The 17,945-nt window shown below is 70.7% G+C and carries 14 protein-coding genes; 9 read left to right on the top strand and 5 right to left on the bottom strand.

From position 1 onward, the window contains the following. Window positions 1-107: 107 nt before the first annotated feature. Window positions 108-1,517: a DEAD/DEAH box helicase gene (locus ACFY0F_RS06195; protein WP_388789698.1), complete on the top strand. Its 1,410-nt coding sequence runs from the start codon at window positions 108-110 to the stop codon at window positions 1,515-1,517. Window positions 1,518-1,729: 212 nt separating this feature from the next. After that, on the top strand, window positions 1,730-1,972 hold the full coding sequence (locus ACFY0F_RS06190; RefSeq protein ID WP_388789696.1) for a DUF5302 domain-containing protein: 243 nt from the start codon (window positions 1,730-1,732) through the stop codon (window positions 1,970-1,972). A 408-nt stretch (window positions 1,973-2,380) separates the two neighbouring features. Here the strand turns inward: ACFY0F_RS06190 and ACFY0F_RS06185 are convergent, their stop codons facing one another. The 3 genes from ACFY0F_RS06185 to ACFY0F_RS06175 form a co-directional block, all read right to left on the bottom strand. Beyond that, entirely contained in the window at window positions 2,381-4,558 is a 2,178-nt protein-coding gene (locus tag ACFY0F_RS06185) for an FUSC family protein (RefSeq protein ID WP_388789693.1), read from the bottom strand. A 312-nt stretch (window positions 4,559-4,870) separates the two neighbouring features. Continuing rightward, a complete protein-coding gene (locus ACFY0F_RS06180; protein ID WP_388789691.1) occupies window positions 4,871-6,046 on the bottom strand; it encodes a glutathione-independent formaldehyde dehydrogenase in 1,176 nt (391 codons plus the stop codon). A 591-nt stretch (window positions 6,047-6,637) separates the two neighbouring features. After that, window positions 6,638-7,753: a hypothetical protein gene (locus ACFY0F_RS06175; RefSeq protein ID WP_388789688.1), complete on the bottom strand. Its 1,116-nt coding sequence runs from the start codon at window positions 7,751-7,753 to the stop codon at window positions 6,638-6,640. 518 nt (window positions 7,754-8,271) lie between these two features. Here ACFY0F_RS06175 and ACFY0F_RS06170 point away from each other — a divergent pair. Then, complete coding sequence (locus ACFY0F_RS06170) at window positions 8,272-10,053, top strand: helix-turn-helix domain-containing protein (protein WP_388789685.1); 1,782 nt, start codon at window positions 8,272-8,274, stop codon at window positions 10,051-10,053. A gap of 125 nt (window positions 10,054-10,178) precedes the next feature. After that, a complete protein-coding gene (locus tag ACFY0F_RS06165) occupies window positions 10,179-10,478 on the top strand; it encodes a cytochrome d ubiquinol oxidase subunit II (RefSeq protein WP_388789682.1) in 300 nt (99 codons plus the stop codon). Between the two features lie 179 nt (window positions 10,479-10,657). Here the strand turns inward: ACFY0F_RS06165 and ACFY0F_RS06160 are convergent, their stop codons facing one another. Together ACFY0F_RS06160 and ACFY0F_RS06155 are read right to left on the bottom strand one after the other, a co-directional pair. After that, window positions 10,658-11,833: a zinc-dependent alcohol dehydrogenase gene (locus tag ACFY0F_RS06160; RefSeq protein WP_388789680.1), complete on the bottom strand. Its 1,176-nt coding sequence runs from the start codon at window positions 11,831-11,833 to the stop codon at window positions 10,658-10,660. Continuing rightward, on the bottom strand, window positions 11,830-12,768 hold the full coding sequence (locus ACFY0F_RS06155) for an SRPBCC family protein (RefSeq protein ID WP_388789678.1): 939 nt from the start codon (window positions 12,766-12,768) through the stop codon (window positions 11,830-11,832). Before ACFY0F_RS06155 ends, ACFY0F_RS06160 begins: the two co-directional genes overlap by 4 nt. Before the next feature lie 523 nt (window positions 12,769-13,291). Between ACFY0F_RS06155 and ACFY0F_RS06150 the strand changes: the two genes are divergently transcribed. From ACFY0F_RS06150 to ACFY0F_RS06130, 5 genes are all read left to right on the top strand, one after another. Beyond that, the gene (locus tag ACFY0F_RS06150; RefSeq protein WP_388789675.1) at window positions 13,292-13,741 is read left to right on the top strand and encodes a DUF1931 family protein; all 450 of its coding nucleotides are present in this window, start codon (window positions 13,292-13,294) and stop codon (window positions 13,739-13,741) included. A 175-nt stretch (window positions 13,742-13,916) separates the two neighbouring features. After that, complete coding sequence (locus ACFY0F_RS06145) at window positions 13,917-14,483, top strand: type 1 glutamine amidotransferase domain-containing protein (RefSeq protein WP_388789672.1); 567 nt, start codon at window positions 13,917-13,919, stop codon at window positions 14,481-14,483. A gap of 374 nt (window positions 14,484-14,857) precedes the next feature. After that, window positions 14,858-15,487 (top strand): general stress protein, encoded by a 630-nt coding sequence (locus tag ACFY0F_RS06140; RefSeq protein WP_388789669.1) that lies wholly within the window; start codon window positions 14,858-14,860, stop codon window positions 15,485-15,487. Next, on the top strand, window positions 15,442-17,346 hold the full coding sequence (gene dnaK, locus ACFY0F_RS06135; RefSeq protein ID WP_388789666.1) for a molecular chaperone DnaK: 1,905 nt from the start codon (window positions 15,442-15,444) through the stop codon (window positions 17,344-17,346). The genes ACFY0F_RS06140 and dnaK overlap by 46 nt, the downstream gene beginning before the upstream one ends. A gap of 10 nt (window positions 17,347-17,356) precedes the next feature. Beyond that, complete coding sequence (locus ACFY0F_RS06130) at window positions 17,357-17,941, top strand: nucleotide exchange factor GrpE (RefSeq protein WP_388789663.1); 585 nt, start codon at window positions 17,357-17,359, stop codon at window positions 17,939-17,941. The last annotated feature ends 4 nt before the right edge of the window (window positions 17,942-17,945 follow it).

Here is a 17,945-nt window from a genome sequence, read left to right as displayed (position 1 = left end):
TTGCGTGGTCGTCGCGGTGGGCGATTCTGTCTGTTCGGTTCCGCTTTCCGTGGGCTGTTCGATCCTGCCGGGCCTTCCTCGGTACGTTCCCCTGCGGAAGGCTGTTCATGAAACGTCCGGATGCCTCTGGCATCGCTCACGGCGGTCCCGCCCGGCCCGAGGCCATGACCCCGGCGCTGCCCCCGGCCGTCTCCTTCGCCGGTCTGCCGGTGGAGTTGCTGCGGACACTGGGCGGACTCGGGGTGCGTGAACCCTTTCCGATCCAGGCCGCCACACTGCCCGATGCCCTGGAGGGGCGCGACGTCCTGGGGCGCGGGCGCACCGGATCCGGCAAGACGCTCGCCTTCGGCCTGCCGCTGCTGACACGTACGGCCGGGCGACGCGCCGAACCGAAGCAGCCCTTCGCTCTGATCCTCGTGCCCACCCGGGAGCTGGCCGAACAGGTCACCCAGGCGCTGGCGCCGTACGCCGAGGCACTGCGGCTGCGGATGGCCACGGTCGTCGGCGGCATGTCGATCGGCCGGCAGATCGCCGTGCTACGCCAGGGAGCCGAGGTGGTCGTCGCCACTCCCGGACGCCTGCATGACCTGATCGAGCGCAACGCCTGTCGCCTGGGACGGGTGAGGATCACCGTGCTGGACGAGGCCGACCAGATGTGCGACTTGGGATTCCTGCCGCAGGTGGTCGACCTGCTCGACCAGGTGCAGCCCGACGGTCAGCGGATGCTGTTCTCGGCCACTCTGGATGGCGACGTCGACCAGCTGGTCCGCCGCTACCTCCACGATCCTGTCGTCCACTCGGTCGACCCCTCAGCGGGCACGGTCGCGACGATGGAGCACCACGTTCTGGTCGTCCATGGCCCCGACCGCTACGCCGTCACCACGGAGATCGCCGCCCGTGACGGCCGAGTACTGCTGTTCCTCGACACCAAGCACGCCGTCGACCAGCTCACCCGGCATCTGCGGGCCAGCGGGGTGCACGCCGGGGCCCTGCACAGCGGCAAGTCCCAGCCACAGCGCACACGGACCCTGGCGCAGTTCAAGAACGGCCGGATCACCGTTCTGGTGGCGACCAATGTCGCGGCCCGTGGCCTGCACGTCGACGACCTCGATCTCGTGGTCAACGTCGACCCGCCCACCGACCCCAAGGACTATGTGCACCGGGCGGGCCGCACCGCCCGCGCCGGTGAGTCCGGCAGCGTGGTCACGCTCGTGCTGGCGGGCCAGCGCCGCGAGACGAGCCGAATGATGGCCGGGGCCGGCATCGAGCCGACCGTCACCAAGGTGCGCTCCGGAGAGGCGGAGCTGAGCCGGATCACCGGCGCCAGGGCTCCCTCCGGAACCCCGCTCGACGGCGGGCCCGCCGTCGAGCGGCCCAAGAACACCAACGCTCCCTTCCGCGGCCTCGGCACCAGCAAGGACCCCTCCCGCGGCGCCGGCGGCAAGTCCCGAAAGGCCGGCGAGGCCCGCAAGCTCGCCGAGGCCCGCAAGGCCGCCCTCGTGCGTCGCAACGGCTGAGAGTCGTTGCCCCGGCAGTGCACGTCCTGGCCACGGAATCGACAACGCTCGGCCCGGCCAGAAGCCGTTCTGTGCGCCTCATCCACGAAGCGAACGCCCTCCGCCGCGAGAGGGATGCCCGCCGAAACGGAGCAGGATGATGCGGCCGGCGCCCGGGACCGCGCCCGGCATGACAAGCTGTGCCTGCCCAGCCCCGAACCCAGGAGGTCACCATGACCGCAGAGCCCGTAGCCACGGAAGGTTCGGGGCCGGCTGCCCCCGAAACGTCCCCGCTGACGCCGGACGGCGACGGCAACTACGACCTCAAGCGCAAGTTCCGCGAAGCCCTGGCTCGCAAGCGCGGCGCGCAGGCGGACGCGGCCGATGCCGCCGCCAACCCCGACGCGTCGAAGGTGCGTGCGGCGCACGGCCCCGCTGCGAGCCAGCGGTCGTTCAGGCGTAAAAGTGGCGGCTGAGTCGATCAGTCCCGCGATCTGGCGACCTCACCGGCATGCGCGCTGTTCACTCGCGCGCCCGTGCAGGGGCCCGCGACGCGCGTGTACCCCTGCGCGCCTTGCGGGTGAGGGGCAGCCGGCGGTCTCGCCGCACGGGCACGGTCCTGCGCGCCGATCGCGGCGGTCGTCTGCCCGAAGGCGGTAAGTCCGGCCTGCGCCGGCGGCTGTGCGGGCGCCTTCGTCGGAGTGGCTCCGGTGGGCGCGCAGTTGACCACGCACGGGTGCCTGCGTGATCCCGCTGGTGCGCGAGCTGGCCGCCGAGAACGGTGTCGACCTGGCCGCCGTCAAGGGCGCGGGCGTCGCGGCGCTCGACGCGGCCGGGGACTATTTCCGTTCCAGGAGGCGCCGCGCTCTCTGTCGCCGGCGCCGTCACCGACCCCGGTGCGAGGGCCCCGTGCCGTCACCTTCCGCAGCCAGGGTCGCCCGCACCCGCTGCTCCTCGCGAGCGGAGCCGACGTCCCGTTCCAGGGGCGTGCGGCTCACGGCCGTCGCGAGGTCTTCCAAGGCCCGTTTTTGCAGTTCCGCCTCGCGCCGTACGACCGGGCTCCGGTTGCCGACGGCGGCGTCCTCCCACGCGTGGAGCGCCTCCTCCACGCGCTCCCAGTCCGGATTCCTGTGTTCGCGCACGTCGACTGCTGCCTTCTCGGTGTCCGTCTCCAGGGCCTCGGCGAACCGCTCCGCCTCGGGGATGAGACGGTTGCCGGCCCGCGGGACGTGGCTCTCCATGAGCATCGCCGCCCGGCCGAACCGCTTGAGCGCCTCCTGCGCCTCCTGGGCCTCGCGCGACTTCAGGCCCCTGGAGCGGACCGGTTCCTGCCTTGCCCGGTCGTAAGCCTCCTGCCAGGCGGTACGTGCCTCCCTGCTCGCCAGCAGCGCCTGGCGCATGTCGGCGCGATGCTCCCGGGACGGCTCGGCGTAGCCGCGGAGCACCGCGGCCGCGTAGCGGCCGTTGGCGGCGAGCCAGTCCGCAAGCCGGCCCGGCAGCCGGGGGGTCTCCCATGCGGGGAGCACCACGTACGCCAGCATTGCCAGGGCCCCGCCGAGCAGGGTGAGCACCACCCGCTCCGGGACCGTCTGCTCCCATGTCTGGCCGCCCATGCCGAGCAGGAAGACGACGTACGCGGCAGTGAAGCACTGGGAGTAGGCGTAGCCGGTACGGATCAGCGTGTACGACAGGCCCGCCGAGACCACCGCCAGCGCGCCGAACACCTGGGCGTCCGGGCCCAGGGCCCGCACCATCCCGGTAGCCAGCGCGACCCCCGCCAGGGTCCCGGCGAGGCGGGCCACCGCACGCGCGTACGTCCGGTGGAAGTCCGGCCGCATCACCATCACCGAGGCGATGGGCGCCCAGTAGCCGTGGCCCACGGGCAGCCGGGAAGCGATGAGATAGCCGACCGTGGCCACCGCCGCCAGGCGGACGGCATGTCGGAACACGGGCGAGTCCCGGCGGAGCTCGCGGCGCACCGCCCGGACGACGACCGGGAGCAACCGGAACATTGTCGGGCGCATCAGGAACCGGGCGCTCGCGGGACCGGGCGGCGGGGGCGTCCTCCCGGAGACGCTGCCGCTCCCGGCGATCTCCAATGCCTCGCCGAGCAGTTTCACGAGCCGCTCGGCGGCCTGCCGGGCGGGCCCCTCCAGCACCTCGTGCTCCTCGTCGACGCGCAGGACGTCCGCGCTCCCGGGCGGCACACCGGCGGGAGTGCCGCGGCGGATCGAACGGGCGGCCGCGTCCAGGACGTCTGCGGCCGCGTTGAGCAACTCCCGTGCGCGATCCCGCCCGGGTCCCTCCGCCGGGGCGCCGACGTCCGGGTCGGCGAGCGCGGCGACGACCGGCAGAATGCGCTCGGCGAGTCCCCGGGGGCCGTGGAGGACGGGGGGACGGGTGCGGGCCTGTGACGGCGTCACGGCAGCCGCGTCCCGGGCCGTCATCAACGGCTCCGCGTCGAACGGGGCGGTAGGGTCGTGCCGCAACCGGCGGGCGTAGTCCGCAACGGCGGCCAGGGCGTCGGCGAGCGCGTCACGATGAGCTCCCCAACGCCGGATCGGGAACAGCAAGATCAGCACGGCTTGCGTCACGCCCCCGAGTGCGATGACCCCGGCGTGCTCCAGGGCTCCCCCGACGCTCGTGGGCAGGGTGATGGTCACCAGCATGCTGCCCACGGTCGTCGCCGCGACGATCCCAGCCGTGGATCCGACGGCCCACGCCATTCCCGCGGCGAAGGCCCATACGGCCAGCAGCGGCAGGAACGTCACGAGTCGCCCCGCCGCCAGGTAGCCCACGAAGGTGCTGAGCGCCAGACCCGCACCCGCGCCGAGCGCGATCACCTTGCGCGGTCGCCAGGTGCGCTGGAAGGTGGCCCCACCCGCGGAGTAGGCACCGAGGGCGGCGGACGCGGCGTACGCAGGACAGACCAGCCACAGCGCCGGCCCGACGACGAGCGCCACCCCAGCAGCCGTGCGCAGCGCGAGCAGGGGCTCCAGCCGGGTCTCCTCGATCGTGAGCCCGGATCGCACGACTTGCCCGAAGGCGCGCAGCCACCTCACGGGTGTCCGCCTGGCCGGAACGCCCTGCCGGGTCGCGTCGGCCTGGTCGAGATGCGGCAACCGTTGGGCAAGGAAGCCTCCCACACGGCCCGCCAGCCGGCCGGCGGCCGCAGCCGCTGGGCGGGGCCGCCACTGCGGACACTGCCGAGCGTCCGCCGTGCGTCCTCCGGGCCGGCGCGCGGGCAATCGTCGCCGGTTCAGGGCCGGCCGGTACGCGGCGATCGCCTCAGCCCCGTCCGGGGGACGGGCAGATCGCCACCCGTCCCCCGGACCGGTCCGAGTGAAACAGGGGGCACGGCGACCCCGAGTCTCCTACCGCTTGTGGCCGTTCCCGTGTCCGTTCGGATGCAGGACCACCTTGGTCCAGCCCTCGTCACGGGCGTCGAAGTGCTCGTAGGCGGTGGGGGCCTCGTCCAGGCTGAGCTCGTGGGAGACGACGAAGCTCGGCTTCGCCTTCCCACCGGCGATCAGATCCCGCAGCGCCCGGTTGTACTTCTTCACCGGCGCCTGCCCGGTGCCCATGTGCTGGCCCTTGAACCACATCATGCCGAAGTCGATCGGGACCTTGCCCTGAGCTTCCAGCTCGCCCTGGGCCTCAGCGCCGCCAGGGTCCTGGGGCAGGAAAACGCCCACCACCCCGATGTCGCCCGTGAACCTGACCGAGTCGATCAGTCCGTTGAGCGTGAGGCTGGCGTCCTCGTGTCCCTGGGGGTCGTGTGCCTGGTAGCCGACGCATTCGCAGCCGTTGTCGGCGCCCAGACCGAGGGTGGCCTCCTTGACGACCTCCGCCGGGTTCTGCTCGGCGGTGTTGATCGGAATGGCCCCGAGCTCCTCCGCCTTGCGCAGCCGGTCGGGCTGGTGGTCGGCCGTCCAGACGCGCCCGGCGCCCTTGAGAAGGGCGGAGTAGGTCGCCATCAACCCGACGGGACCGGCCCCGAAGACGATCGTCTGGTCACCCGGTTTGACATGGGCCATCTCGGTGGCGTGATACCCGGTCGGGAAGATGTCGGCGAGCATCACGTAGTCGGTCTGCCGCTCGGCGGCGTCCTCGCCCAGACGCAGCGCGTTGAAGTCGCCGTAGGGCACGCGCAGCAGCTCCGCCTGGCCGCCCTGGTAGGGGCCCATGTCGGCGAATCCGTAGGCGGCTCCCGCGAGGGCCGGTTCCGGCTGCATGGTCAGGCAGTAGTTGGTCAGACCCCGCTCGCACTGCTTGCAGAAGCCGCAGGCGATGTTGAAGGGCAGGACCACGTACTCGCCGACCTGGACCTTGCGGACGGCCGAGCCGACCTCCACGACCTGGCCCATGTTCTCGTGTCCCAGGGTGCGGCCGGACTCGAACGAGGTGCGGCCCTCGTACATGTGCAGGTCCGAGCCGCAGATGTTGGTGGTGGTGATCTTGACGATGATGTCGCAGGGGTGTTCGATCTTCGCGTCCGGTACGTCCTTCACTGTGACCGTTCGCGGGCCTTCATATACCGCTGCTTTCATGGTGACTTCCCTTGATGTCGCGGTACGGCGGTGGCGGGGAAGGCGCGGAGAGCCTGGCTCTCGGAAGTGCTGCGACGGGGTGCGGGGCTCCGGCGCGCCTCTGGTGGCCGTTCACCTGCATCAGATGGAACGGTCGTTTTGTCGTCGGTCCCGCCAGGCGGAGCTTCGGCGCTCCGGCGGCGCTGCGTCCGGGTCCCCGTCGGCCCCGAGGCGAAACAACCACGCACCGACCGATCAGCGGAATCTCCGGACCAGGACGCCACCGACCGACGGCGCATCTCCGACCGAGGTCATCAGCTAGGGCCTGTCCGGCGGATCAGGTCGCAGGGCACGGGCGGTGCGTCATCGGCGCTGGTGAGCGGGGCGAATGGGGTGCCCCGGCGCGAGCTCATTCGAGCGTGGGGGAGCGTCCGGCTGCAAGGCGGAGGAGGGCGTCGACGCGATGGGGGTCCCCCCGCTCGAGCGGAGCCGAGAGTGGGGGAGTCGGCAACCGACGACAACGCCGGTGGGGCCCCTCCCGCTCGAGCGAAGCCGAGAGTGGGGGAGGGCGTGCCAAGCCCCGCGTCTGCGGCATGATCCGCCGGACAGGCCCTAGTCACCGTGGTCGTCCTGCAGCGCGCTGCGACGCTCCTGTTCGCGCTTGGAGTAGGCGGCTGCCCGGATCGCCTCGTCGCTCTCCAGGCCCGATCCCAGCGCGCCGCCCACCGTGGCGACCGAAGCGACGAACCAGGACAGCGTCCAGTACTCCATGGCGTGCAGCGGGGTCCGTGTCGTGGAAGCGAACACCCGGCCATTGAGGATGAACAGCGCCCACACCAGGTTGATGACCACCAAACCCACGTAGCAGACGATCACCCCGATACCCACGGTCACGACCGTCGAGGCGTTGTAGAGAGCCGCCCTCTTCCTTGCCTCCGGCGAAATCTCATCCGTTCGATGCCACAGGTTCGCGTCCACGATCAGCCAGCCGATCATGAGAGCGACAGACCCGACCATGGCGATCACCAGGCGTGGGGTGCTCAGGGAGGTGGCCAGGCTCCAGATGGTGGAGTTCACGGTGGCGACTGCTCCCGTGGCGAGTGCGGCTGCCAGGGCTTTCGACAAGCCCGGCACCAAACGCCACGGCCGGTTGGCGCGGACCATACCGAGGAGCACCCTCAGGTAACCGCGCGGCCCACTGACGACGTAGCGCAGGTCGGCGATCTCCTCCTCCCCGACCTGGCCCGGACGGACGGGCGCGAGACGACCGATGAAGGGCCCCCGCAGCGGCCGGCTTCCCGAAGGCCCCCCAGTGGCCTGCGGGCCCGCCAAGCTGAGCACGGCTTCTTCCACGGCCTGCCGGGCCCTTGTCTGCAGCCGGAAGCCCCCCAGCGCGGGAAGCGACAGCAGCGCCAAGCCGTGTTCGTGACTCAGATCCACCACGAGCTTGCGCCCATGTGAGTGCAGCGGAAGGTCAGTGAGGGCCACGACGATGTCCCAGTTCCCCTCACTTCCGCGGTCCATGATCCGGTGCGTCAATGTGGACAGGTCCTCGGCCCCTGCTGTGAAGGGCTCACTGACCACCTCGACGTCGAACCGTCGTCCCGGGCCTGACCTGTCGGCGAGCCGATCAGGAAGCATCCGGGCCATGCGCTGCGCGATCTCCGTAGGCGCATCCGGATCCGCCAGGAGAGCCACGACCGTAACGTCCTGTGACGACACCCGCATGACTCCCTCTCGTCGGCCACCCCGCGATCGCGAGTGCCCACAGGATGCCCCCGAGTAACGCCGACACCGCGTGACACGCAGGCCCCCGCCAGCAGGTGCAGTCGGTACAGTCAGATCTCCCGTTCCGGCGGGTGCCATGGCGCAGGACGCCCTTGCGCTCCTTTCCTTCGGGTCGGCATCGCCTGCACCTCGAAGCCGCCGACAGACCCGTGGATTGTGTTGATCTCGACCTTGACGGGCTTGATCCGTCCGGCGAGGTCGCGGGGCCGACCAGGCGGCAGGGGCCGCACCAGGTGGCCACGCCGGGTTCCTACCGGTGCACACCGAGAGTCTCGAGCACTCCCCAGGGTGACGAACCGGGTGGCTCCACGCCTGCGTCTGGCGAGTCGGGAATGCACAGGTCCGGTCGCCCCACGAGTACGAGAGAAAGGAACCACCCATCTCGGGTAAGCCGGCCCGTGAGCGGGTACGCGACATGCCGCTCGTTCTCCGAAGGCTGCGAGGGACGGAGTGATCCCATGGCCGGCAGTCGGGCGCACAGCCTTTACCACCACTACTCCCACCGGAAAGGCAGCCTTCTGCGGGGTAGCGCCGGGAGGCATCCCACGGCCGCGCGCGGAGGGCCCCGCCCGCTCGCTCGCACCCCAGCCGACCATGCCCTCCATGAACTGTTCGCGCTCTCCCGCGCCCTGTTCGGCACTCCGGACGAAGTCGAGATCCTGCGCCTGGCCATGGACCACATAGCCGCAGCGGGGCCATACAGTGCCGAGGCCGGATACCTCAAGGTGGGTGGCGACCTGGTCCCCAGTCCAAGGGACGGGCAGATGCCTGCCTTGGCCGTGAGCCGGAGGGTGCGGGAGCTGGCCGGGCAGGACGGCAACGTGACCGTACCCGGCAGCCCCTGGGGCCGGGCCCTGGGGCTACGCGGACTTGAGGGCCTCCACGGGTACCTCGTGGTGACGTCCCGCTCCCGGCCCACCAAGGCCGAGCGATCTCTGCTCGCCACGCTCGTCCGGCACACCGCTGCTGCACTGTCAGTCGCTTTCGCACATCGCCGCCGACGCGAGGACGCACTGGAGCTGCACCGACTGAGGGACGAACGCACAGCCCTCCAGCGACAGCTGATCTCCGTGGTGGCTGAGCTGGGCTACGAGCGAGCCGTTCACGCGCTCATGGCCGGTGTCGCTGCCTCGGGCGGCGGCGAGGAAGCCGTCACCCGCGCACTGCACGGGTTCACTGGACTTCCAGCGCTGGTCGAGGACCGCTTCGGCCGGCTGATGTCCTGGGCCGGCCCCGGCCGCCCCGTCCCCTATCCCGAACCGGACCCCGTGCGCCAGGACGAAATGCTGCACGCCGTCGCCCGTCAGGCCGGGCCGGTGCGGATAAGGGACCGGCTGATCACCCTGATCCGCCCGCACGGCGAGATCCTGGGCGTGCTGGCGCTGGTCGATGCCCGGGACGAGGCCGACGAGCACACCGTGCGCGCGCTGGAGCACGCTGCCGCGTCACTCGCCCCGGAGCTGACGCACCTGCGCCATCTGGCCGAAGTGGAGCTGAGGCTGCACCGCGAGCTGGTGGACGACCTCCTGGCAGGGACGGACGAGGCGAGTGCCTACGCCCGGTCCGAGGCAGCCGGACACGACCTGCACCGCAGCCACTACGTCGTCGTGGTGCAGTGGTCGGACCGGACCGCCGACGATTCCTTCGCACAGACCGTCGAGCGGGCGGCCTCTGCCGTGGGCATGCGCTCGCTGCTGACCCGACGCTCCGACCACGTCGTCCTGGTCGCCGACGACAGGCCGCACGCCCGCGCGCTGTACGAGGCGCTCGCCCGGGAGACCGGAACACGGTCCGGGACGATCGGGGTGAGCGCCCCTTCCGACTCCCTGAAGGACATCCCCCACCGCTACCAGGAGGCGCAGCGCGCTCTGGACGTGCGCCGCCACTCCCGCGAGCGCTACGGCACGACGTTCTTCGACGAGCTCGGCCTCTACCGCATCCTGGGACCCGGCAACGATTACCGGGAACTGGAGACGTTCGTACAGGAGTGGCTCGGGCAGCTCATCGACTACGACTCCCGGCACCACGCGACCTTGGTGGAGACCCTGTCCCGGTACTTCGACTGCGGCGGCAACTACGACGAGACCGCCGAATCCCTCGCGATCCACCGCAGCACGCTGCGCTACCGGCTCCAGCGCATCCGCGACATCAGCGGCAACGACCTCGCGAACGTCGAGGACCGGCTGAACCTCCAGGTGGCGACCCGAGTGTGGAAGATCGTGCTGGGCAGGCCCGGCTGAGGCCGCGACTCCTGGGGGAGTGGCGTCAGCAGCGCTGATGGCGGCGAGATAGGCGCAGACGGTCACCGCGAGGACGCCGCCGAGAACGGAGGGACTCCCCGCGCCTGTTCCACCAGTTGAGCACGGTGGGTGCACCGCTCCTGGTCGTCTCGGGCCTGTGCGGCCTGGCCGCGCTGCTCCTGTTGCGCAGGGGCAGCCTTCCTGCCGTGCGCACCCTGGCGGCCATCGCGGTCACCACCGTCGTCGGGGGATGGGGAGCGGCTCAGTACCCGTACCTCCTGGGCACCCACCTGACGATTCAACAGGCGGCGGTTCCGACGGCCACCTTGTGGGTGCTGATCCTGGTGTCCTGCGTCGCGGTCGTTCTGGTCGCGCCCTCGCTCCTTCTGCTGTGCAGCCTGCAACTGCGACGCAAGCTCGGCTGACGAGGAACTGCCGCCACCGGAACGCCGTGCGCGGCGTCGTCCCGGGGTCACCCGGCGCCGAGTCGTACGGCGGCGCGGTCGGTGTCTTCAGCCGACATCCTCTCCACCGTCCCAGCGAGCTCGTGCCACGAAGAATCCGGCCGCTGGGCGTCGCAAGGTGCCGCAATCCGTCGCGGCCCTCACGGTTTGAGGACGACCTTCTCGCAGCGGTCCTTCTTGTTCTTGAACAGGTCGTAGCCGGTCGGTGCCTCGGTCAGGGGCAGCCGGTGGGTGATCACCCGGGTGGGGTCGATCTTGCCCTGCTCGATCAGGCCCAGCAGCGGCTTCATGTACTTCTGCACGTGGCACTGCCCGGTGCGCAGCGTCAGGGACCTGTTCATCCAGGCACCCGCCGGGAACTTGTCGATCATCCCGCCGTAGACGCCGATGACCGACACCACGCCCCCGCTGCGGCAGGACATGATGGCCTGGCGCAGGGCGTGTGGCCGGTCGGTCTCGGAGCGGACCGCCTGCTTGGCGCGGTCGTAGAGGTGGACGTGGGAGGCACCGTGTGTGGCCTCCATGCCGACCGCGTCGATGCACTTGTCGGGGCCCCGGCCGCCGGTGAGTTCGAGCAGCGCCGACCGTACGTCGGTGTCCTCGAAGTCGATGGTGGTGTAGCCCTGGGCGGCGGCCATCTCGAGCCGGTACGTCTCCTTGTCGATCGCGATCACGTTCTCCGCGCCCAGGACCCGGGCGCTGTCCATGGCGAACTGGCCGACCGGACCTGCTCCCCACACGGCGACGACGTCACCTTCCTGGATGTCGCACATCTCGGCGCCCATGTACCCGGTTGGCAGGATGTCCGACAGGAACAGCACCTGCTCGTCCGTGAGGTCCGACTCGATCTTGAGGGCGTTGACGTCGGCGAACACCACGCGGGCGTACTCGGCCTGGCCGCCGGCGAAGCCACCGGTCAAGTGGGAGTAGCCGTAGATGCCGGCGGTGGGGTGACCGAAGAACTTCTCCGAGATGCCCGCGTTGGGGTTGGTGTTCTCGCAGCACGAGTACAGCTCCGCGCGGCAGGATGCGCAGGCGCCGCAGGCGATGGGGAAGGGCACGACGACCCGGTCCCCGACGCGCAGTTTGCCGTCGCTGATGCCGGAGCCGACCTCGACGACCTCTCCCATGAACTCGTGGCCCATGATGTCGCCCTTTTCCATGGTGGGGACGTAGCCGTCGAGCAGATGGAGGTCGGAGCCGCAGATCGCCGTCGAGGTGATCTTCACGATGGCATCGCGGCTGTTGAGGATCGACGGTTCGGGGACGTCCTGCACCTCGACCGAGTTGCGTCCCGTCCAGCAGTTCGCCTTCATGCCAGGGCCTCCTTCAGTTCACCCTCGGTCAGCGGTCGCGCCGGGTGCTGCGGGAACTCGCCGCGGGCCCGCTTGCCGCCGGGCGCGCCCTCGGAACGGACGACCTCGCCGGTCTCCGCGATCTGCTTGAAGCGGCGCAGGTCGTCGTCCAGCTGCTGGTGCGGTTCCTCGCCGAAATAGCGCGCCGCGGCCTGGCCCAGCGCCCCGCCGGGCAGGTCGTAGCGCAGGGTCACCCGGATCTCCGTGCCCCGGCCGCCGGGGGCGGGCTCGAAGCGGACCTCACCGGAGTTGTCGATGTCGGCGCCCTCCACCGACCGCCAGGTGATCAGCCGGCCGGCGACTTCCTGCGTGGTCTCGGCGTCCCATTCGACCGTCTTGCCGAACGGCGCGCCGGCCCGCCAGTGACTGGTGCGCGGGCCGGTGACGCGCACCTCCTCCAGGTGCGCCATGAAGTCCGGCAGGCGCTCCAGGTCCCTCCACAGGGCGTAGACCTGGTCCGGGGGCCGGCTGACGGTGGTGGCCGCGGTCAGTTCCATGGGGGCGCTCCTACGGGTGCGGGTCACGGCCGCGTAGACGTCCGTGGCCGTGATGGCGGTGACCGCGGCGGTCGCGGCGACGGTGCGGCCCAGGCCACGACCGTCGTGGTGCTTCAGGGCCCGGGTCAGCATCGTCAGGTCCATGAGGTCGCCACCGACGCGGCCCCAGAGCCAGGCCGGATGCGGTCGCCCCAGCAGCCCGGTCGCCGCCGCCAGCTCGCGCACACCCACGGCGGTCGTCGCCGAGCGGTGCCGGAAGGCGTCGCCGACGCCCAGGGCCCGGGCGAAGCCCGCCGGGGCGACGACCTGGGGCACGCCCAGGAGCGCGCTGGCCCAGCCCAGGCCACGCACGAGCGGATCGTGCTGGAGGCTGGAGGTGGAGTGGATGTCTGTCTTCATGAGTGCTCCCCACTGCGGTGAGGTGAACGGAAGGCGAGCCACTGGAGTGAGAGGGCGAAGCGTGTGTAGCAGACATCTCCGGAGTTTCCGTGTGGCCCGCACCCAACCCTCGGAGTGCGCACCATTTTTCAGGGCCTGCGCATTTCCGGGTCGATCGCACAGGCGGGACCGCTCCAGCTCGCCGCGGTCACCGAGCTCCTCGAGTGGGCGGTGGCTCTGGAAGGCGCGCATCCGCGTCGGACGCGTGAGCATGACCTCGTTGGCCATGTCGTCCGCCTTGGCGGCTCTCGTTCGAGGCGCTGCAACGCCGCGCAGCTACCCGCGGAGGGACGGCCGTACGGCTGGCCGGGAGATGCCCGCGCATTTCATGCTGCTCTGCCAGGGTAGGAGGGGGTGGTCCTTTTCGGCCTGGGATGCGGAGGCGCTGAGCAGCGGGCTCTGCGAATCTCGACCGGTACCAGCCGATGGCGGCGCTGGTGGGAGCGAACGACGCCGTCCGGTTCCCGGTGAGGAGGCGAGAGGCATGACCGTGATGGGTGTGTCGAAGTTCGAGAGGTTCTTCCGCGCCGCCGCAGGCCTCGACGTGGACAAGAACGACCTGAAGCGGTACGGCGACTTCGTCGACGCCAAGCTCTACGACCTCCTGGTCGTCGGCCAGGCGTCGGCCAAGGCCAACGGCCGGGATACCGTCGAACCGTGGGACCTGCCGATCACCAAGGGCCTCCAGGAGAGCATCCACCGGTTCCGGCGGCTCGACGAGGAGGTCGAGCTGAAGCCGATCGTGGAACAGCTCGCCTCGCACCCTCCCCTCGACAGGACACCCACCCAGGAGACCGAAGAGCGCTACCCCGAGATCATCGGCGGTCTCAGTGTCGCCCTCGCCGAGACGTTCAAAATCATGTACCCGGATGTCAAGAACCCGCAGACCAGCCACTGGGAGGGCGCGGCCGCGGTGTTCGACCGGCTGCTGTAGCGGTCCCGCCCCGGTGCAAGCCACCGATCTGAACCGACATGCCGAAGTCCTCGACGGCAGCTCCGGCTGATCGCGCGCACATACACGCTCGGGGCATCCTCGGCCGTGACGGGCCATCGCGGGTGTCCCTGCCGCTCGCGTCGTACAACCAGCGACTCGTGAGGGGAGCCGTACCATGACACAGGACCTGCGGGGGATGCGGGTGGGGATTCTGGCCACCGACGGCGTCGAGCGCGTGGAACTCGACCAGCCGCGCGGCGCTCTGCAGGGCGCAGGGGCGAAGACCGAGATCGTCTCGCTCCATCCCGGCGAGATCCAGGCCCGCCAGTTCGACCTCAACGCGGCAGGAACCTTCCCCGTGGACCGCTTGGTCGCCGACGCCTCCGTCGACGACTACCACGCCCTGCTCCTGCCCGGCGGCACCATGAACCCCGACCAGCTGCGCATGGACCGCGACGCGGTGCAGTTCGTCAGGGACTTCATGGCCAGCGGGAAACCGGTCGCATCGATCTGCCACGGCCCGTGGACCCTGGCGGAGGCCGACGCCGTGCGCGGTCGCCGCCTGACGTCCTGGCCAAGCATCCGCACCGATCTGCGCAACGCCGGCGCGGAGGTCGTTGCCGACCAGGAGGTGGTCGTCGACGGGCAGCTGGTCACCAGCCGCGGCCCGGCCGACCTGCCTGCCTTCTGCGCCGCCGTCGTGGAGCAGTTCGCCCGGGCGCACCACCCCATGCCCGGCTGAACCAAAGGCCTGGTCGCCTCGGAGAGAGCAGGGCGGACGGTGGACGTGGGCACGCTCTCCACCCCACGGGCCGGTCAGCCGTGGTGGTCGCCTAGCGTACGGCCGCCGGTCCGTGGCGTCGCGCAGCCGGGTCGAATGTCGCCACGCCCAGGGACGGGATCGCCGCGGTGCGCCGTACAGCCCGGAGAGCAGGAAGGAGTCCTTGAGGTACCCCGCCGCGAGCCGAGTCCGAATCGTCGTCCCGCCTCCTGCCCTCGCAGACCGAGCGCCGGTGCCACTTTTCGACCCGCCGGGCGCAGGCGGGGTGACCGGACAAACAGCCACCCTGGGGATTGCCGGGACCGCTCGGCGGTCCTCAGGCGGAAGGAGGGGCCATGACCGAGCAGGCCCGCAGGGCCGTTGCCTCGTACTCGACGTACCAGGACGCCGAACGTGCCGTCGATCACCTCGTCGACCAGGGCTCTCCCGTTCAGAAGGTGGCGATCATCGGTCGGGACGTTCGCCTGGTCGAACAGGTGATCGGCCGAATGGGGTATGGCGAGGCCGCCCTCCACGGCGCAGCCACCGGAGCGCTGCCCGGCGTACTCGTCGGCTGGATCCTCGGGCCGCTGAACTGGCTGGATCCGGTTGTCTCCGGTCTGCTCCTCGCCCTGTACGGGCTGATCTTCGGAGCGGTCGTCGGTGCGCTGCTCGGCGTGCTGTTGCACGCGGCCCAGGGCGGCCGCCGGGACTTCGCCTCGGTCCGCTCGATGGAGCCCAGCCGGTACGACGTCGTGGCGGACGAGGACGGTGCCGATGAGGCCGTCCGGCTGGGCGCCGGGCTGGACAGCAGGGCCGGCGCGAACACGGAGAGCGCCCCCGACCCCGCCCCAGCTGAACGAGTCTCGAAGCCGGGCGGACAGGGCCCGGAGGATGAACGGTCGCCGACGGACGTCGACCGCCGCGGAAGGAGTTCCTCATGGCCAAGGCAGTGGGCATCGACCTGGGCACCACCAACTCGGTGATCGCCGTGTGGGAGGGCGGCGAACCTTCCGTCGTGCCCAACAGCGAGGGCAACCGCACGACACCGTCCGTGGTGGCCTTCACCGACACCGGCGAACGTCTGGTGGGCCAACTGGCCCGGCGCCAGGCGATCCTCAACCCCAAGGGCACCATCTACTCGGCCAAGCGGTTCATCGGCCGGCACTTCGACGAGATCCCCGACGAGGCCAAGGCCGTCGCCTACGACGTCGTCCCGGGAGACAACGGCGAGGCCCGTTTCAAGGTGCGCGACAAGCTGTACGCGCCTGAGGAGATCAGCGCCCAGGTGCTGCGCAAACTCGCCGACGACGCCTCCAAGCAACTGGGGGAACGGGTCACGGAGGCGGTCATCACGGTGCCCGCCTACTTCAACGACGCCCAGCGCACCGCCACCCGTGACGCCGGACGGATCGCGGGACTGGAAGTACTGCGGATCATCAACGAGCCGACGGCGGCCGCCCTCGCGTACGGCATGGACAAGAAGCAGCACGAGACCGTCCTGGTCTTCGACCTCGGCGGCGGCACCTTCGACGTGAGCATCCTCGACGTCGGCGACGGCGTGGTGGAGGTGCGTTCCACGGCGGGTGACAGCCATCTGGGCGGCGACGACTTCGACCGGCGTCTGGTCGACTACCTCGCGGACGACTTCCAGAAGGAGAACGGCATCGACCTGCGCAAGGACCCGCAGGCACTGCAACGCCTCTTCGAGGCGGCGGAGAAGGCCAAGACCGAGCTCAGCTCCGTCACCCAGACCCAGGTCAGCCTGCCGTTCATCACGGCCGACGCCTCCGGGCCCAAGCATCTCACCGACTCGATCATGCGGTCCACGTTCGAGCAGATCACCGCCGACCTGGTGGAACGTTGCCTCGGTCCGGTCCGGCAGGCCATGGACGACGCCAAGGTCGGCGAGAACGACATCGACGAGGTCATCCTCGTCGGCGGTTCCACCCGGATCCCCGCCGTCCAGGCGCTGGTGCGCCGGCTGACCGGCGGCAAGGAACCCAACATGAGCGTCAACCCCGATGAGGTCGTGGCCCTGGGCGCCGCGATCCAGGCCGGGGTGCTCAAGGGCGAGGTCAAGGACGTCCTGCTGCTCGACGTCACCCCCCTGTCCCTGGGCGTGGAGACACGCGGCGGAGTGATGACGAAGATCATCGAGCGGAACACCACCATCCCCGTGCGCCGCAGCGAGACCTTCTCCACCGCCGAGGACAACCAGCCCGCCGTCGACATCGTCGTTCTCCAGGGCGAACGCGAGCGGGCCGCCGACAACCGGGTGCTCGGCCGCTTCCAGCTCACCGACATCCGCCCGGCGCCGCGGGGCGAACCCCAGATCGAGGTCACCTTCGACATCGACGCCAACGGCATCCTCAACGTCAGCGCCCGCGACAAGGACACCGGCAAGGAACAGGGCATCACCATCAGCGAGAGCTCCAACCTCGACCGCAGCGAGGTCGAACGCATGGTCCAGGAGGCCGACCGCAACCGGAGCCAGGACCAGGCACTGCGCGAGGCCGTCGACGCTCGCAACGAACTCGACGCGATCGCCTACCAGGTCGAAAAGCGCCTGAACGAACTGGGCGACGCCGCGCCCGCGCACGAAAAGGCCCGGGCCGAGATGCTGGTGGCAGAGGCCCGCGACGCCGTCAAGAACGAGGCCGGGGTCGACAAGACCAGGCCGCTGATCTCCGAACTCCAGCAGGTCCATGCCGGGCTGGCCGCCCACCAGGCCGGAGCGGCGACGACGGGTGGTCCCTCGGACACCACCGGGCCGGACGGCTCCGGGCAGGGCGGGGCCGGCACCGACGAAGACGTGATCGACGCCGAGTTCGACAAGGGCTGAGGTGCCCGCCATGCCGCTCCCTCCCCAGGACCGATCCTCCGACCTGCCGCCCGAAGGCGCCGCACAACCGCCGCGGGGTGACCTGCCCGAGCCCGCTCCGCCGACCACGCAGGCCGAACCGGGGCCCGACGCCGCCACCGGTCCGGCCGAGGCCGAGGACGAGTACGCGGCCGCGCTCAAAGAGGTCGAGGACCGCTGGCGGCGTGCCCTCGCCGACCTCGACAACCTGCGCAAACGACACGCCAGGGAACTGGACCGGGAGCGCGCGGTCGAACGCGCCCGCACGGCCGCGGCCTTCCTTCCCGTCATCGACAACCTCGAACTCGCCCTGAACCACGCGGACTCCGACCCCGGGGCGATCGTCGAAGGAGTTCGTGCCGTGCGCGACCAGGCCGTGTCCACCCTTGAACGCCTTGGTTACGAGCGTCACGCCGAGCCCGGCGTCCCGTTCGACCCCTCCCGGCACGAGGTCGTCGGCGTGGTCCAGGACCCCGACGCCGAACCGAACACCGTGGCGCAGGTGCTGCGCCCCGGCTACGGCGAGGCCGAGCGGCAGCTGAGGCCGGCCGCCGTGACCGTCGCCAAGCGTGGGTGAGCGG

The sequence above is a fragment of the Streptomyces sp. NPDC001544 genome (assembly GCF_042894285.1).
In the GTDB taxonomy this organism is placed as follows: Bacteria; Actinomycetota; Actinomycetes; order Streptomycetales; family Streptomycetaceae; genus Streptomyces.
Note: the sequence above shows the minus strand (reverse complement) of the source record. Positions and strands in the feature narration are given on the sequence as shown.

Bases quoted from the DNA above. Each gene is read 5' to 3' on its own strand.
- ACFY0F_RS06195 (WP_388789698.1), top strand. From the start codon at position 108: ATGAAACGTCCGGATGCCTCTGGCATCGCTCACGGCGGTCCCGCCCGG.
- ACFY0F_RS06190 (WP_388789696.1), top strand. From the start codon at position 1,730: ATGACCGCAGAGCCCGTAGCCACGGAAGGTTCGGGGCCGGCTGCCCCC.
- ACFY0F_RS06180 (WP_388789691.1), bottom strand. From the start codon at position 6,046: ATGAAAGCAGCGGTATATGAAGGCCCGCGAACGGTCACAGTGAAGGAC.
- ACFY0F_RS06175 (WP_388789688.1), bottom strand. From the start codon at position 7,753: ATGCGGGTGTCGTCACAGGACGTTACGGTCGTGGCTCTCCTGGCGGAT.
- ACFY0F_RS06170 (WP_388789685.1), top strand. From the start codon at position 8,272: ATGGCCGGCAGTCGGGCGCACAGCCTTTACCACCACTACTCCCACCGG.
- ACFY0F_RS06160 (WP_388789680.1), bottom strand. From the start codon at position 11,833: ATGAAGGCGAACTGCTGGACGGGACGCAACTCGGTCGAGGTGCAGGAC.
- ACFY0F_RS06155 (WP_388789678.1), bottom strand. From the start codon at position 12,768: ATGAAGACAGACATCCACTCCACCTCCAGCCTCCAGCACGATCCGCTC.
- ACFY0F_RS06150 (WP_388789675.1), top strand. From the start codon at position 13,292: ATGACCGTGATGGGTGTGTCGAAGTTCGAGAGGTTCTTCCGCGCCGCC.
- ACFY0F_RS06145 (WP_388789672.1), top strand. From the start codon at position 13,917: ATGACACAGGACCTGCGGGGGATGCGGGTGGGGATTCTGGCCACCGAC.
- ACFY0F_RS06140 (WP_388789669.1), top strand. From the start codon at position 14,858: ATGACCGAGCAGGCCCGCAGGGCCGTTGCCTCGTACTCGACGTACCAG.
- dnaK (WP_388789666.1), top strand. From the start codon at position 15,442: ATGGCCAAGGCAGTGGGCATCGACCTGGGCACCACCAACTCGGTGATC.
- ACFY0F_RS06130 (WP_388789663.1), top strand. From the start codon at position 17,357: ATGCCGCTCCCTCCCCAGGACCGATCCTCCGACCTGCCGCCCGAAGGC.